Consider the following 14,319-nt stretch of genomic DNA (forward strand, 5'->3'; position numbering starts at 1 on the left):
CCCCGGACAACCTCGCGACTCCGGCGCGAGCTTCAGCCGAGCTTAGCGTCCGCCCCGCGCGCGGCAAGCACGTCCGCGGCTACTTGGGGCGGAACCGCTTGCTGGTCGGGAAGCCCTTGGGCGCCAGCTTGCCGGCCGCCGCGCGCTTGCCGAGCCATTCGCGCCACTCGGGCCAGGCGCGGGTGCGGCCGGCGCCGTCGATCCAGGTCGCGCCCTCGGCGGCGGCGAAGATCGTCGCGTCGCGCAGGCCGCCCTCGCGGTAGGCCTGCAGCTTCACGCCCTTGCCCCGCGGCATCTCCGGCAACTCGGCGGCCTCGAACACCAGGATCTTGCCGTTGTCGCCGATCACCGCCACGTGGTCGCCGGTGATCGGCATGGCGAAGGCCGCCCCCTTCTTGTCGACGGTCAGCACCTGCTTGCCGGCGCGGCGGAAGGCGATCGCCTCCTCCTCCGGCAGGATGAAGCCGTAGCCGGCGCGGGAGGCGACGAAGCGCTTGGTCCCGGGCCGGTGCGGGAAGACGTCGACGATCTCGACCTTGTCGTCCAGGTCCAGCATCAGCCGCAGCGGCTCGCCGTGGCCGCGCGCCGACGGCAGCTTGTCGCAGCCCAGGGTGAAGAAGCGCCCGTCGGAGGCGAAGATCAGCAGCTTGTCCGTCGTCTCCGCCGGCACGATGAAGCCGAGCTTGTCCCCCTCCTTGAACTTCAGCTCCGAGGGATCGTCCACCTTGCCGCGGGCGGCGCGGATCCAGCCGCGCTCGGACAGGATCACGGTGATCGGCTCGCGAGGGATCATCGCTTCGATCGCCGCCTCGGCGTCCACCTGCGGCGCCTCGGCGAACTGGCTGCGGCGGGCGCCCAGGGCCGTGTCCGGCCCCAGCACCTTGCGCACGGCTTTCAGGCCCACGCCGACCAGCTTCCACTGCTGGGTCTCGGAGGCCAGCATCTTCAACAGGCCGTCGCGTTCTTCCGACAGCTCGCCGTGCTCGCGGCGAATCTCCATCTCCTCCAGCTTGGCGAGCTGGCGCAGGCGGGTGTTGAGGATGGCCTCGGCCTGGATCTCCGAGAGTCCGAACGCGGCGATCAGCTTCGCCTTCGGCTCGTCCTCGTAGCGGACGATGCGGATCACCTCGTCCAGGTTCAGGTAGGCGATCAGCAGGCCGTCCAGGATGTGCAGCCTGGCCTCGATCTTCTCCAGCCGATGGCGCGCCCTGCGCACCAGCACCTCGCGGCGGTGGTCCAGGAACGCCTTGAGCGCCTGCTTCAGCCCCATCACCCCCGGCGTGCCGCGCGCGTCCAGCACATTCATGTTCACCGAGAAGCGGGTCTCCAGGTCGGAGAGCTTGAAGAGGCTCTCCATTAGGACTTCGGGCTCGACGTTGCGGCTCTTCGGCTCCAGCACCAGGCGCACGTCTTCGGCGCTCTCGTCGCGCACGTCGCCCAGCAGCGGGGCCTTCTTGGCCTCGATCAGCCCGGCCAGTTGCTCGACCAGGTCGGCTTTCTTCACCTGGTAGGGAATCTCGGTGACGACGATCTGGTAGGTCCCCCGCCCGGTCTCCTCCTTCTCCCAGCGGGCCCGGGTGCGCACGCCGCCGCGCCCGGTCTCGTAGGTCTCGAGCAGCGAGGCGGCGGACTCCACGATCACGCCGCCCGTGGGGAAGTCCGGCCCCTTCACGTGCGCCATCAGGTCGGCGGTGGTGCAGTCGGGCTTGTCCAGGATCAGCAGGCAGCCGTCGATCAGCTCGGCGGCGTTATGCGGCGGGATCGAGGTGGCCATGCCCACGGCGATGCCGGTGGCGCCGTTGGCCAGGAGGTTGGGGAAGCCAGTGGGCAGGACGACCGGCTCGGTGTCCTCGCCGTCGTAGGTGGGCTTGAAGTCGACCGCGTCCTCGTCGATGCCGTCCAGCAGCAGCTTGGCGGCCTCGGTCAGCCGGCACTCGGTGTAGCGCATGGCCGCGGCGTTATCGCCGTCGATGTTGCCGAAGTTGCCCTGCCCGTCCACCAGCGGGTAGCGCTGGGCGAAGGACTGGGCCATCCGCACGAGGGTGTCGTAGATCGCCTGGTCGCCGTGCGGGTGATAGCCGCCCATCACTTCCCCGACCACCTTGGCGCACTTGCGCGCGGCGGTTTCCGGGTTCAGCCGCATCTCGTTCATCGCGTAGAGCACGCGCCGCTGCACGGGTTTGAGCCCATCGCGCACGTCCGGCAGCGCCCGCCCGGTGATGACCGAGAGCGAGTAGGCCAGGTAGCGCCGCGACAGGGCCTCGGCGAGCGGCTCTTCGATGATGCGGTCGCCGTCCCCGTCGGACGGCGGCGGAGTGTGCTTGGTCATGTCAGGCAGGTCTCAGAATCAGCTCGCATTAGGCCCTCCCCGCCGTGGCGGCGAAAGGGGCTCACAGTCGCACCCGCGCGTCGGGTCTTCGCTTCGTTCCGGCCGGGCCGGCGGTCCAGGCTAAGCCGCCAGCTTGGCCAGTTCCCCCAGGATGCGTTCGGCGGCGTTCAGGCGCTCGGTGGGGGTCTCCCACTCGCCCTTCACCACCACCTTGTTGTCGGGCCGGACCCGCCACACGGCCGCATGGCGCTGGACGTAGCCGACCAGCCCCACGGGGTTCCTGAACTCGTCTCCGCGGAAGCTGACCACCGCGCCCTTCGGCCCGACGTCGATCTTGGCCACGTTGGCCTCGCGGCAGAGCCCCTTGATCGCCACCACCTTCAGCAGTTGGCCCGCCTCCGGCGGCAGCGGCCCGAACCGGTCGATGAGCTCCGCCGCCAGGGCCTCGCGGTCCGCCGCCTTCTCGGCGTCGGACAGGCGGCGATAGAGCGCCAGGCGCACGTTCAGGTCCGGCACGTAGTCCTCGGGGATCAGCACGGCCGCGCCGGTGTTGATCTGCGGCGACCAGCCACGGTCCACCAGGCCCTCGCCGCCGCGTTCCTTCAGCTCGGCGACGGCGTCCTCCAGCATCTGCTGGTAGAGCTCCACCCCGATCTCCCGGATGTGCCCCGACTGCTCCTCGCCCAGGAGGTTGCCGCCGCCGCGGATGTCGAGGTCGTGGCTGGCGAGCTGGAAGCCGGCGCCCAGGCTGTCGAGCGACTGCAGCACCTTCAGCCGCTTTTCCGCCGACAGGGTGATCGGCTTCTCCACCGGCGTGGTGAGATAGGCGTAGGCCCGCGCCTTGGCCCGCCCGACGCGGCCGCGTAGCTGGTACATCTGGGCCAGGCCGAACATGTCGGCCCGGTGGATGATCATGGTGTTGGCCGTGGGGATGTCGAGGCCGCTCTCGACGATCGTGGTCGACAGCAGCACGTCGTACTGCCCGTCGTAGAAGGCGCTCATCACCTCCTCGAGCTGGGTCGCCGACATCTGGCCGTGGCCCACGACGAACTTCACCTCCGGCGCCTGTTCGCGCAGGAACCGCTCGAGCTCGGGCAGGTAGTTGATCCGCGGCGTCACGAAATAGCTCTGGCCGCCGCGGTACTTCTCGCGCAGCAGCGCCTCGCGGATCGCCACCGGGTCCCAGGGCGTGACGTAGGTGCGCACCGCCAGCCGGTCGACCGGCGGCGTGGCGATGATCGACATCTCCCGGATGCCCGACAGCGACATCTGCAGGGTCCGCGGGATCGGCGTGGCCGTCAGCGTCAGCATGTGCACGTCGGCGCGGAGCTCCTTGAGCTTCTCCTTGTGCTTGACGCCGAAGTGCTGCTCCTCGTCGACGATCACCAGCCCGAGGTTCTTGAACTCCACCTGCTTGGACAGCACCGCGTGGGTGCCGACGACGATCTCGACCTCGCCCTTCTTCAGCCCCTCGCGGGTCTCGGCCGCCTCCTTGGCGGGCACCAGCCGCGAAAGGCGACGCACTCGCACCGGCCAGCCCTGGAAGCGCTGCTCGAAGGTCTTGAAATGCTGGCGCGCCAGGAGCGTCGTCGGGCAGACGATGGCCACCTGCTGGCCGCTCATCGCCACCACGAAGGCCGCGCGCAGGGCCACCTCGGTCTTGCCGAAGCCGACGTCGCCGCAGATCAGCCGATCCATGGGCTTGCCGGCCGTCAGGTCCTCCAGCACGTCGCCGATGGCGTTGAGCTGGTCCTCGGTCTCCTCGTAGGGGAAGCGCGCGCAGAACTCGTCGAACACCCCGTGCGGCGGATCCACCGGCGCGGTGGTCTTGGTGGCCCGCTCCGCGGCGATGCGGATCAGGCCCTCGGCCATCTCGCGCAGGCGCGCCTTGGCACGGGCCTTGCGGCCCTGCCACGCCGCCCCGCCAAGGCGGTCCAGCACCACGCCTTCGGAGTCCGAGCCGTAGCGCGTCAGAAGGTCGATGTTCTCGACCGGCAGATAGAGCTTGGCCTCGCCGCCGTATTGCAGCTCCAGGCAGTCGTGCGGCGCGTCCTGCACCTCCAAGGTCTTCAGGCCCTCGTAGCGGCCGATGCCGTGGTCGATGTGCACGACGAGGTCGCCCGGGGTCAGCGAGGACGCCTCGGCCAGGAAGTTGGACGCGCGCCGCCGCCGCCGCGGGCGGGCCAGCCTGTCGCCCAGAATGTCCGTTTCGGAGATGACCGCCAGGTCGGGGGTCTCGAAGCCGGAGTCCAGCGGCAGCACCACCCGCTGCGGGACCTTCGGATCGTTGGCCTTGGCCGCCTGCCAGTAGGGGGCGAAGGGCAGCCGCTTCAGCCCGTGGTCGGCCAGCATCGAGCCCAGCCGTTCCGACGATCCCTCCGACCAGGAGGCGAACAGCACGCGCTTGCCCTTGGCCGCCAGCGCCGCGGCGTGGGCGGCGGTCGCCTCGAACAGGTTCACGCTGTCCTGGGCGCGCTCGGCGGCGAAGGTGCGGCCCATGCGCGCGCCCATGTCGACCGCCGTCTCGCTCTCGATCTCCTGGAACGCCGAGAAGCGGCGCGTCGGCCGATGGGCGATCCGCGCCGTCCACTCGGCGGCCGGCAGGTGCAGCCGCTCGGGCTCGAGGGGATGATAGTGCACCCGCCGCTCGGCCTGGGCGCGGGCCTCGAAGGCGTCCGCGATCTGGCTCCAGCGCTCTTCGCGGGCGTCCTCCACCAGGTGGTCGAGGCCGATCACCGTATGCGGCGGCAGGTAGTCGAACAGCGTCTCAAGCTGCGGGTAGAACAGCGGCAGCCAGTGCTCCATGCCGGCCCGCCGGCCGCCTTCGCTGACCGCCGCATAGAGCGGATCGTCGCCGGGCGCGCCGAAGGTCTCCAGATAGCCGGTGCGGAATCGCGACACCGCCTCGGCGTCCAGCAGCGCCTCGCTCACCGGCAGCAGCTCGACCTCCTTGAGCTGCTTGGTCGAGCGCTGGGTCTCCGGATCGAAGGCGCGGATCGATTCCAGGGTGTCGCCGAACAGGTCGAGCCGCACCGGTTCCTCGGCGCTCGGCGGAAACACGTCGATCACCCCGCCGCGGATGGCGAACTCGCCCCGCTCCGAGACGGTGGACGCCCGCGAGTAGCCGTTGACCGCGAAATAGCGCTCCAGGTCGGCGATCTCGACGACGTTGCCGACCCGGGCGGAGTAGCTCGCGTCCTTGATCGCCGACCGCGGCGGCGTGCGCTGCATCAGCGCCGGGACGGTGGTGGCCAGCAGCACCGGCCGGCCCGGCTCCAGTCCCTGCGCCAGACGCGCCAGGGTGGTCATCCGCCGGGCCGCGACGCCCGGCGAGGGGCCGACGCGGTCGTAGGGCAGGCAGTCCCACGACGGGAACTGCAGCACCTCGATCTCTGGAGCGAAGAAAGCGAAGGCGTCGACGAAGGCCGACAGGCGCGATCCATCCCGCGCCACGAACACCGACAGGCCGCCCCGCCCGCGGGCGATGTCGCCCATCACCAGGGCGTCGAACCCCTCCGGCGCGCCGATCAGGTCGAGGCGGCCGTCGTCCTGGACGATCCGCTTCATCTGCGCGCCCTGCGCCGGGCGCGCGTCGTCAGCCGCCACGGCCGGGCTCCCTTGCGCTGTAAGCTTGGTCTCGGAACGCCTTCAGCATCCGCATGATTTCGCCATCCATCTCAGGCGGCGTGGGATCCCGCTCGACGATCCAGTTGTACAGATCGTGGTCCGGCGCCTCCATCAGGCGCTCAAACTCCTCGATCTGACTTGGGTTCAGGAGATGGGCGTGCGTGTCCGCAAACGGCCCCAGAATGAGGTCCGCTTCCCTGAAGCCGCGGTGCCAGGCCCGGAACTTCAGCCGTCGGAGGCGTGCGTCGTCGGTCGTCATGAAGGCGCGGCGGATATAGGCCGCCTTTGCGCCGAGCGCCACCCCGCGCGAGGCGGGCGCCCAATCGCCGCCGGATCGGCGATAAGCTGGACCCATGCGGCCCGAGATTCTGTTTCCGCTCTATGCGCCCATCACCTCGCTGAAGGGGGTGGGGCCGCGCGTGGCGCCGGTGCTGGAGAAGCTGGCCGGACCGATCGTGCGCGACGTGCTGTTCCTGAAGCCCCACGGCCTGATCCGCCGCCGCCAGGCCACCGTCGCCGACGCCGTCGAAGGCGAGGTGCAGATCTTCACGGTCGAGATCGAGGCCTATCAGCGGCCGCGCACGCCGGCCCAGCCCTGGAAGGTACGCGCCTTCGACGGGACGGGGTTCCTCACGCTGGTCTACTTCGGCGGCTATGGCGGCCAGCTCGAAGCGCGCCATCCCGTCGGCGCCCGCCGTCTGGTGTCCGGCAAGGTCGAGCGGTTCGGCTCGGAGTGGCAGATCGCCCACCCCGACCACCTCGTCCCGCCCGATCAGGCCGACGCCATTCCCCTGCTGGAGGCGGTCTACCCTGCCTCGGCCGGCCTGCCCGCCCGCAGCGTGCGCCGGTTTGCGCACGAGGCCCTGGAACGTGCGCCCGAACTTCCTGAGTGGCAGGACCCGGCGTGGCTCCAGCGCGAGCGCTTCCCCGCATGGCGCGAGGCCCTCGCCCGTCTGCACGGCCCCCTCGGCGAGGCCGATCTCTCCCCCCTCGCCCCGCACCAGCGGCGCCTGGCCTACGACGAGCTCCTCGCCCACCAGCTCGCCATGGCCCAGCGCAAGGCCGAGCGCCGCGCCGAACCGGCGGCGCCGGCCCCGGCGAGCCGGATCGCCGAGACCATCCGCGCGGACCTGCCGTTCCGCCTCACCGGCGCCCAGGACCGGGCGCTGGGCGAGATCCGCGGCGATCTCGCCTCGGGGGAGCGCATGAGCCGGCTGCTGCAGGGCGACGTCGGCTCGGGCAAGACGGTCGTCGCCATGCTGGCCATGGCCGACGTGGTGGCCGCCGGCGGACAGGCGGTGCTGATGGCGCCCACCGAGATCCTCGCCCGCCAGCACTTCGAAACCCTCTGCGCGCCGCTGGAGAGCCATGGCGTCGCCGCCATCCTGCTCACCGGCCGCGACAAGGGCGCCGGCCGGGCGGACAAGCTGCGCGGCCTGGCGTCGGGCGCGATCCAGGTCGCTGTGGGCACCCACGCCCTCTTCCAGGACGACGTGCACTTCCAGCGCCTGCAGCTCGCCGTGGTCGACGAGCAGCACCGCTTCGGCGTCAACGAGCGCCAGCGCCTGCAGGCCAAGGGCCGGGCGGTCCATCTGCTGGCCATGTCCGCCACGCCGATCCCGCGCACCCTGGAGCTGACCCTCTACGGCGATCTCGACGTCTCGCGGATCGACGAAAAGCCCCCCGGCCGCACGCCGGTGGCCACCCGGGCCGTGCCCATGCCCCGGGTCGAGGAGGTCGAGGCGCGCCTGCGCAAGGCCGTGGCCGAGGGCGCCCAGGCCTTCTGGATCTGTCCGCTCGTGGGAGAGTCCGAAGCCGTCGACCTCAAGGCCGCCGAGGTCCGCGACGCCGAGCTGCGCGAGCGCATCGGCCCCTCGGTCGGCCTGATCCACGGCAAGATGCCGCCGGCCCAGAAGGACGCTGTGATGGCCGAGTTCGCCGACGGGGTCATCAAGGTGCTGGTGGCCACGACGGTGGTCGAGGTCGGGGTCAATGTGCCCAACGCCACCATCATGGTCATCGAGCAGGCCGAGCGCTTCGGCCTGGCGCAGCTTCACCAGCTCCGCGGCCGGGTCGGCCGCGGCCGGCGGGAGAGCGCCTGCGTGCTGCTCTACGACCCGCCGCTCTCCGAGGTCGCCCAGCGCCGGCTCGACATCCTGCGCCGCACCGACGACGGATTCGTCATCGCCGAAACCGACCTGGAGCTGCGCGGGGGCGGCGACGCCCTGGGGCTTCGGCAGTCGGGCTTTCCTGACTACGTCTTCGTCGATCCCTTCGCCCACCGCGACCTGATCGCCGCGGCCGGGGACGACGCCCGCCTGATCGTCGCTCGCGATCCTCAGCTCACCAGCGCCCGCGGGCAGGCCCTGCGGATCCTGCAGGAGCTGTTCGACTGGCGGCCGGGCGCAAAGCTCAGCGACGCGGGCTGAGCCCTCAGCTCACCTTGACCATGCGCTTGCCGCGGTTCTCGCCGTGCAGCAGGCCCACGAGCGCGGCCGGCGTATTCTCCAGCCCCTCGATGACGTCCTCCTGGACCTTCAGCCTACCGCTCTCCACCCAAGACTTCAGCTCCGCCAGCGCCGCCTCGCGCTTGTCGTAGAAGTCCGAGACGATGAAGCCCTGCAGGGTCAGGCGCTTGGTGACGATCAGTCCCGGAACCCCCCGCGGGCCGTGGGCCGGCGCCGCGCCGTCGTACTGCGAGACCGCCCCGCAGCAGGCGATGCGGCCATGGACGTTCATGGCGAACAGGCAGGTCTCGAAGATGTCGCCGCCGACGTTGTCGAAATAGACGTCGATCCCGGCCGGGCAGGCCGCGCGCAGCTCCTGGCGCAGCGCGCCGGCCTTGTAGTCGACGGCGGCGTCGAAGCCGAGCTCGCCGGTCAGCCAGGCCCCCTTCTCGGCGCCCCCGGCGACGCCGACCACCCGGCAGCCCTTGATCTTGGCGATCTGGCCGACGATCGAGCCCACGGAGCCGGCCGCGGCCGAGACCACCACCGTCTCCCCCGGCTTGGGCCGGCCGCATTCCAGGAGGCCGAAATAGGCGGTGAGCCCGGCCACGCCGTAGACGCTGAGCAGATGCGTCAGCGGCTCCATCGCCGGCAGCTTGGCCAAGCCCTTGGCCGGCAGCGCCGCATAGTCGCGCCAGCCCATGTCGGCGAACACAAGGTCTCCAGGCGACAGCCCGGGGGCGCGGCTCTCCACCACCTCGGCCAAGGCGCCGCCGGCCATCACCTGCCCGGCCGACAGGGCCGAGCGGTAGGTGGCGCCCTGCATCCAGGCGCGGTTGGCCGCGTCCAGCGAGATGTAGCGGGCCTTCAGCAGCACCTCGCCCTCCCCCGGGCTCGGCCGCTCGGTCTCGGTCAGGCGGAAGTGCTCGGGGCCCAGGCGTCCCTGCGGAATGGACTCCAGCACGATCTGTCGGTTCGTCCCGGCCATGCGCTCGCTCCCTCGGGTGTAGGCTCGTTCCTGCTTGCCCCGACCATGGCCCGCTCCAGGCCCGTCCGCCAAGCGTTCAGTCGATGCGGCGCAGGGGCGTGTTGGTGATGTCGACGACCTCGATCTCCGAGGGCTTGGCCGCCTCGAACTCCGGCTCGGCCATCAGGGCGGCCAGCCTGGCTTTGGCGTCCGCCTCAAGATCCGCATAGAACAGATTGTATCCAGGCACTTTTCGGCGATCGGACCAGGAGCCGGTCGGCTTCAGGGCCGTGGACTTGGGCCGGGTCACCCGCAGGACGCCGTCCTCGCAGTGGGCGGCCACCTGGCGGGTCAGGAACGGCGGCCGCGCACCCCACTCCAGCCCGGTCGCGTTGGCCGCTCCCTGGTTCAGCCGCGGCGGCGCCGGCGCGTCGCTCACCGCGCCAAGCAGGGGGTTGAAGCACAAGGGCTCGCGGCCGTTCAGGTTGTCGAGCTGCCCGCCCGGCCCCCAGACGAGCGAACGGTCCAGCACGTTGCGCACCGCCTCCAGGTCGCCCTGCCCGGCCGACACCCAGGCCGCCAGGCACGCCGGCTCGGCTCGGCGGTCGCAGGGCTTCAACGGCGGCGCATCGGCCGGCACGGCGGTCTCGATCAGGTAGGCCGCGGCGATCAGCCGGCTCATCCGGGCATGCGGGACCACCTCCTCGGCCAGGAGGCGGGCGCCCAGGGTGCCGCCCTGCTCGACCCCGACGATGATGAAGGGCCGGCCCTTGTTGTACTCGTCGCGATACTGGCGGAAGGCGGCGGCGACGTCCTCATAGGCGAAGCGCCGGGCGTCGCGCGCATCGTCGCGCAGGGTCAGCAGACTGTAGAGGCTCGCCTGCCGATAGCGCGGCGCGAAGATCCGCCCGACCCGCACGAAGGGCCCGGCGTAGTTCGGCGCCATGGTCCGGCGGAACAGCCGCTCGGCCCGCGCATCGTTGATCGGCCCGTTCCAGTCGCCGCCGCCGTCGAAGGTGGTGGGCGCGATGAAGAAGATGTCCGCCGGCGGGTCGGAGGCCTTCCAGGCGTTGCGCGGATTGGGCGCCAGGTACCAGGCCGAGCCTTCGGCGTAGTCCGGCGCCGGCGGCGGGTTATAGGTCTGGAACGGCACTTTCGGGTCCAGCCCGGTCCGCTGGATGTCGTCGCGCCAGACGAAGCTGGCGACCACGATCAGCGCCGTGAACGCCGCCAGGCCCGCGACGAGCCAACGCTTGAACCCCTTGGGCCTCTCCGCCATGGCCCCTGCCTACACGAAGCGCGAGGCCGCCAGCAACACCCTCTAGCGATACGGGTCGGGCTGGGACAGGAAGCGGGTCACGTAGTCGGAGATGCCCTCCTCCAGCGGCGTGAAGGGCTTGGCGTAGCCGGCCTCCCGCAGGCGGCCCATCTGGGCCTCGGTGAAGTACTGGTACTTGTCGCGGATCGCCGGCGGCATCGGCGTGTAGTCGATCTGGGCGTTCTTGCCGGCCGCCTCGAACACCGCGCGGGCCATGTCCTCGAAGGTCCGCGCCTGGCCCGAGCCCAGGTTGTAGATCCCGTTGACCTGCGGGCTGGCCACCAGCCACTCCACCACCTCGGCGACGTCTCGCACATAGACGAAGTCGCGCTTCTGGCCGCCGTCCGGCACGTCGTCGCGGTAGGACTTGAAGAGCTGCACCGACTGACCGTCGCGCACGTGCGGCCAGATCTGCGAGGCCACCGACTTCATCGAGTGCTTGTGCTCTTCGTTGGGGCCGTAGACGTTGAAGAACTTCAACCCCACCCATTGCGGCGGCGCATAGTCGCGCGCGGCCTGGCGCGCGGCGAACAGGTCGAACAGCGCCTTGGACCAGCCGTAGGTGTTCAGCGGCCGCAGCTTCATCAGCGCGTCGTAGCTGTCGTCGTCGGCGAAGCCCTGGGCGCCGTCGCCGTAGGTGGCCGCCGAGGAGGCGTAGATGAAGCGCCGCTGGTGGTCGGCGCACCAGCGGAACAGGTCGCGGCTGAGGCCGAAGTTCTGCTGAACGATCTTGTCGGCGTCAGGCTCGGTGGTCGAGGAGATGGCGGCCATGTGGATCACCACCTCCACCTCGCGCCAGCGCTTCTCCAGCCACTCGAACATGGCGTCCGGCGCGACGAAGTCGCCGATCGGATGCTTGGCGATGTTGCGCCACTTGCCGAGTTCGGCCTCCCGCAGCCGGTCGCAGACCACCACGTCGAGGCTGCGGTCCTCGGCCAGCTTGGCCACGATGTTGGAGCCGATGAAACCGGCCCCGCCGGTGACGAAGGCGATGCGGCGGTTCATGATCCGGCCGTCTCCTTGTTGCTCGACAGCTTGGCGATCGCCGCCGTCGTCGAATAGCCCTCCACCACGGGGGCCAGTTTCACGTCCCCGCCCCAGGCGCGCACCTCGCGCGCGCCCACCACCTGATCTTCGGTGTAGTCGGCGCCCTTCACCAGGACGTCCGGCCGGGCGATCTCGATCAGCTTGAGCGGAGTGTCCTCGTCGAACGGCACGACCAGGTCCACCGAGCCGAGCCCCGCCAACACCAGGGCGCGGCTCTCCAGATCGTTGACCGGACGGCCCTCGCCCTTCAGCGCGCGCACCGAAGCATCGCTGTTCAGGCCGACCACCAGCCGGTCGCACCAGGCCCGCGCCTGGCTGAGGTAGGCCACATGCCCGCGGTGAAGGATGTCGAAGCAGCCGTTGGTGAAGCCCACCTTCAGCCCCTTGGCCCGCCAGCGCGCCACCTCCTCGGCCAGCCGCTGGGGCGTGGCGATCTTGGCCTCCGCGGGCGCGAGGTGGGCGCTGATGGCCGCCTCGATCAGTTCCTCCGGAGAGACGGTGGCGGTGCCGATCTTGCCCACCGCAACGCCGGAGGCGAGCTGGGCGAACTGCACCGCCGCCTCGATCGGCGCGTCGGCCGCGAGCGCCAGGCCGAGAGCCGCCAGGGTCGTGTCCCCCGCCCCGGAGGCGTCGAACACCTCGCGCGGCACGCCGGCGAAATGGCGCACGGGCTCGCCGCGGACCGCCAGGGAGATGCCCTTGGCCGCGCGCGTCACCAGCACGGCGCGCGCCTCGCACAGCTCCAGCGCCCGGGCCAGGGCCGCCTCGATCTCGGCGTCGGTCGAGACCGGCATGTCCGTGGCGTAGGCCAGTTCGGCGGCGTTGGGCTTGATGATGTCCACGGCGCCGTAGCGGGCGAAGCTACGCGCCTTGGAATCGACGATCACCCGGGCCCCCTGCCGGGAGGCTTCGTGGCAGGCCTCGATCACCGCCGGCGTGACCACGCCCTTGCCGTAGTCGGAGATCAGGATCACGCCGGCGCCCTTGGCGACGTCGCGGATGGTCCGCACCAGCCGGTGCTCGACCTCGCCGGTCGCCGCGTGGCTCTCTTCCAGGTCCACCCGCAGGAGCTGCTGGCCGCCCGACACGAAGCGGGTCTTCAGCGTCGTCGGGCGGGTCGGGTCGTTGACCAGGAACCCCTCGACGCCGCTTTCGCCCCCCACCAGGCGCAGGGCCTCGTGGCCCTCGGCGTCGCCGCCGATCAGCCCCACCAAGGCGACGGAACCGCCCAGGGCGGCGACGTTGCGCGCGACGTTCCCCGCCGCGCCCAGCATCACCAGCTCGCGGGCGCGGGCCAGGACGGGGATCGGGGCCTCGGGCGAAACCCGGGTGACCTCGCCGTAGACGAAGCGGTCGACCATCAGGTCGCCGACGCAGGCCACGCGGGCGCCGGAGACGGCGGCCAGCACCTGCTGCAGAGCCGAAAGATCCATGGATCAGCCTGTCGCGCGCGTCGCCGCGCCGGTCAAGCGGCCTGCATGCGCCGCTTGGCGAGCGCATCGTAGTCGAGAAGCTCGCGCACCAGGGGCTCGAACTCGTTCATCGGCACCATGTTGGGCCCGTCGGAGGGCGCGTTGTCCGGATCGGGGTGCGTCTCCATGAAGACCGCGCCGACTCCCACGGCCACGGCCGCGCGCGCCAGCACCGGAACGAATTCGCGCTGGCCGCCGGACGAGGTCCCCTGCCCCCCCGGCTGTTGCACCGAGTGGGTCGCGTCGAACACCACCGGGCAGCCGATCTGGCTCATGATCGGCAGGGCCCGCATGTCGGAGACCAGAGTGTTGTAACCGAAGCTCACGCCGCGCTCGCAGGCCATGGCGTTGGGATTGCCGGCGCCGGTGATCTTGGCGATGACGTTCTTCATGTCCCAGGGCGCCAGGAACTGGCCCTTCTTGACGTTGATCGCCCGGCCGGTGCGCGCGGCGGCGACCAGGAGGTCGGTCTGGCGGCAGAGGAAGGCGGGAATCTGCAGCACGTCGATGACGTCGGCCACGAGGGCGCAGTGCTCGATCTCATGGACATCCGTCAGGGTCGGCAGCCCGACGCTTTCGCGGATTTCGGCGAAGACCGGCAAGGCCTTATCCAGGCCCATGCCGCGCTGGGCGTTGGCCGAGGTGCGGTTAGCCTTGTCGTAGGAGGTCTTGTAGATCAGGCCGATCCCCAGCCGCGCGGCGACTTCCTTGAGCGCATGCGCGGTTTCCAGCGCGTGCTGGCGGCTCTCCATCTGACAGGGGCCGGCGATGAGCGACAGGCGTTCGGCGTTGCCGATCCGGACCGGCGCGCCGGTCGGCGCCTTGATCTCGATAACGGCGTTGGGCTGGGTCACGGCGATCTTCCGACAGTTGGGCGGTGTTGCGCTTAAGTGGCGCGGACCTGTGGCGCGGACAAGGCCGAAACGGACGGGCCAGTGCGGCGGTGTCGCCCAGTCCCAAGGCGACGGATTTGCCCGACGTACGGAGATCGCCCACGGCCGTCGTCCTGGTTTCGGCCAGGGGCCGAGGACCGGGGCCCAGGCGTGAGGCGGCCGGCGGGAACGCTTGAGAATGTGAGACGGCGGGGCTTGTGACCCGGGGCGCGGACAAGC

At 70.8% G+C, this 14,319-nt stretch carries 9 protein-coding genes; 1 reads left to right on the forward strand and 8 read right to left on the reverse strand.

What is annotated here, in order from left to right:
* Positions 1-79 precede the first annotated feature (79 nt).
* The 3 genes from parC to ACK4YQ_RS12555 all read right to left on the reverse strand — a co-directional run bounded on the left by parC (position 80) and on the right by ACK4YQ_RS12555 (position 6,311).
* Positions 80-2,329, reverse strand: coding sequence for a DNA topoisomerase IV subunit A (gene parC / locus ACK4YQ_RS12545; RefSeq protein ID WP_409611744.1), 2,250 nt, complete (start codon positions 2,327-2,329; stop codon positions 80-82).
* 120 nt (positions 2,330-2,449) lie between these two features.
* On the reverse strand, positions 2,450-5,896 hold the full coding sequence (gene mfd / locus ACK4YQ_RS12550; protein WP_409611759.1) for a transcription-repair coupling factor: 3,447 nt from the start codon (positions 5,894-5,896) through the stop codon (positions 2,450-2,452).
* Positions 5,897-5,924: 28 nt separating this feature from the next.
* Entirely contained in the window at positions 5,925-6,311 is a 387-nt protein-coding gene (locus ACK4YQ_RS12555; protein ID WP_409611745.1) for a succinate dehydrogenase assembly factor 2, read from the reverse strand.
* Here ACK4YQ_RS12555 and recG point away from each other — a divergent pair.
* Positions 6,310-8,385, forward strand: coding sequence for an ATP-dependent DNA helicase RecG (recG, locus tag ACK4YQ_RS12560; protein ID WP_409611746.1), 2,076 nt, complete (start codon positions 6,310-6,312; stop codon positions 8,383-8,385). The two genes, ACK4YQ_RS12555 and recG, sit on opposite strands and share 2 nt — an antisense overlap.
* Before the next feature lie 4 nt (positions 8,386-8,389).
* Here the strand turns inward: recG and ACK4YQ_RS12565 are convergent, their stop codons facing one another.
* The 5 genes from ACK4YQ_RS12565 to kdsA all read right to left on the reverse strand — a co-directional run bounded on the left by ACK4YQ_RS12565 (position 8,390) and on the right by kdsA (position 14,067).
* Positions 8,390-9,391, reverse strand: coding sequence for an NADP-dependent oxidoreductase (locus ACK4YQ_RS12565; protein ID WP_409611747.1), 1,002 nt, complete (start codon positions 9,389-9,391; stop codon positions 8,390-8,392).
* A gap of 76 nt (positions 9,392-9,467) precedes the next feature.
* On the reverse strand, positions 9,468-10,649 hold the full coding sequence (locus tag ACK4YQ_RS12570) for a DUF3089 domain-containing protein (protein ID WP_409611748.1): 1,182 nt from the start codon (positions 10,647-10,649) through the stop codon (positions 9,468-9,470).
* 42 nt (positions 10,650-10,691) lie between these two features.
* Positions 10,692-11,693, reverse strand: coding sequence for an ADP-glyceromanno-heptose 6-epimerase (gene rfaD / locus ACK4YQ_RS12575; protein ID WP_409611749.1), 1,002 nt, complete (start codon positions 11,691-11,693; stop codon positions 10,692-10,694).
* Entirely contained in the window at positions 11,690-13,168 is a 1,479-nt protein-coding gene (gene rfaE2, locus ACK4YQ_RS12580) for a D-glycero-beta-D-manno-heptose 1-phosphate adenylyltransferase (RefSeq protein WP_409611750.1), read from the reverse strand. Before rfaE2 ends, rfaD begins: the two co-directional genes overlap by 4 nt.
* A 32-nt stretch (positions 13,169-13,200) precedes the next feature.
* Entirely contained in the window at positions 13,201-14,067 is an 867-nt protein-coding gene (gene kdsA, locus ACK4YQ_RS12585; RefSeq protein ID WP_409611760.1) for a 3-deoxy-8-phosphooctulonate synthase, read from the reverse strand.
* Between the last annotated feature and the right edge of the window lie 252 nt (positions 14,068-14,319).

This window comes from Phenylobacterium sp. (genome assembly GCF_046291545.1).
GTDB lineage: Bacteria > Pseudomonadota > Alphaproteobacteria > Caulobacterales > Caulobacteraceae > Phenylobacterium.

Coding starts and splice junctions, on each gene's coding strand:
- parC (WP_409611744.1), bottom strand. CDS start 2,329: ATGACCAAGCACACTCCGCCGCCGTCCGACGGGGACGGCGACCGCATC.
- mfd (WP_409611759.1), bottom strand. CDS start 5,896: ATGAAGCGGATCGTCCAGGACGACGGCCGCCTCGACCTGATCGGCGCG.
- recG (WP_409611746.1), top strand. CDS start 6,310: ATGCGGCCCGAGATTCTGTTTCCGCTCTATGCGCCCATCACCTCGCTG.
- ACK4YQ_RS12555 (WP_409611745.1), bottom strand. CDS start 6,311: ATGGGTCCAGCTTATCGCCGATCCGGCGGCGATTGGGCGCCCGCCTCG.
- ACK4YQ_RS12565 (WP_409611747.1), bottom strand. CDS start 9,391: ATGGCCGGGACGAACCGACAGATCGTGCTGGAGTCCATTCCGCAGGGA.
- ACK4YQ_RS12570 (WP_409611748.1), bottom strand. CDS start 10,649: ATGGCGGAGAGGCCCAAGGGGTTCAAGCGTTGGCTCGTCGCGGGCCTG.
- rfaD (WP_409611749.1), bottom strand. CDS start 11,693: ATGAACCGCCGCATCGCCTTCGTCACCGGCGGGGCCGGTTTCATCGGC.
- rfaE2 (WP_409611750.1), bottom strand. CDS start 13,168: ATGGATCTTTCGGCTCTGCAGCAGGTGCTGGCCGCCGTCTCCGGCGCC.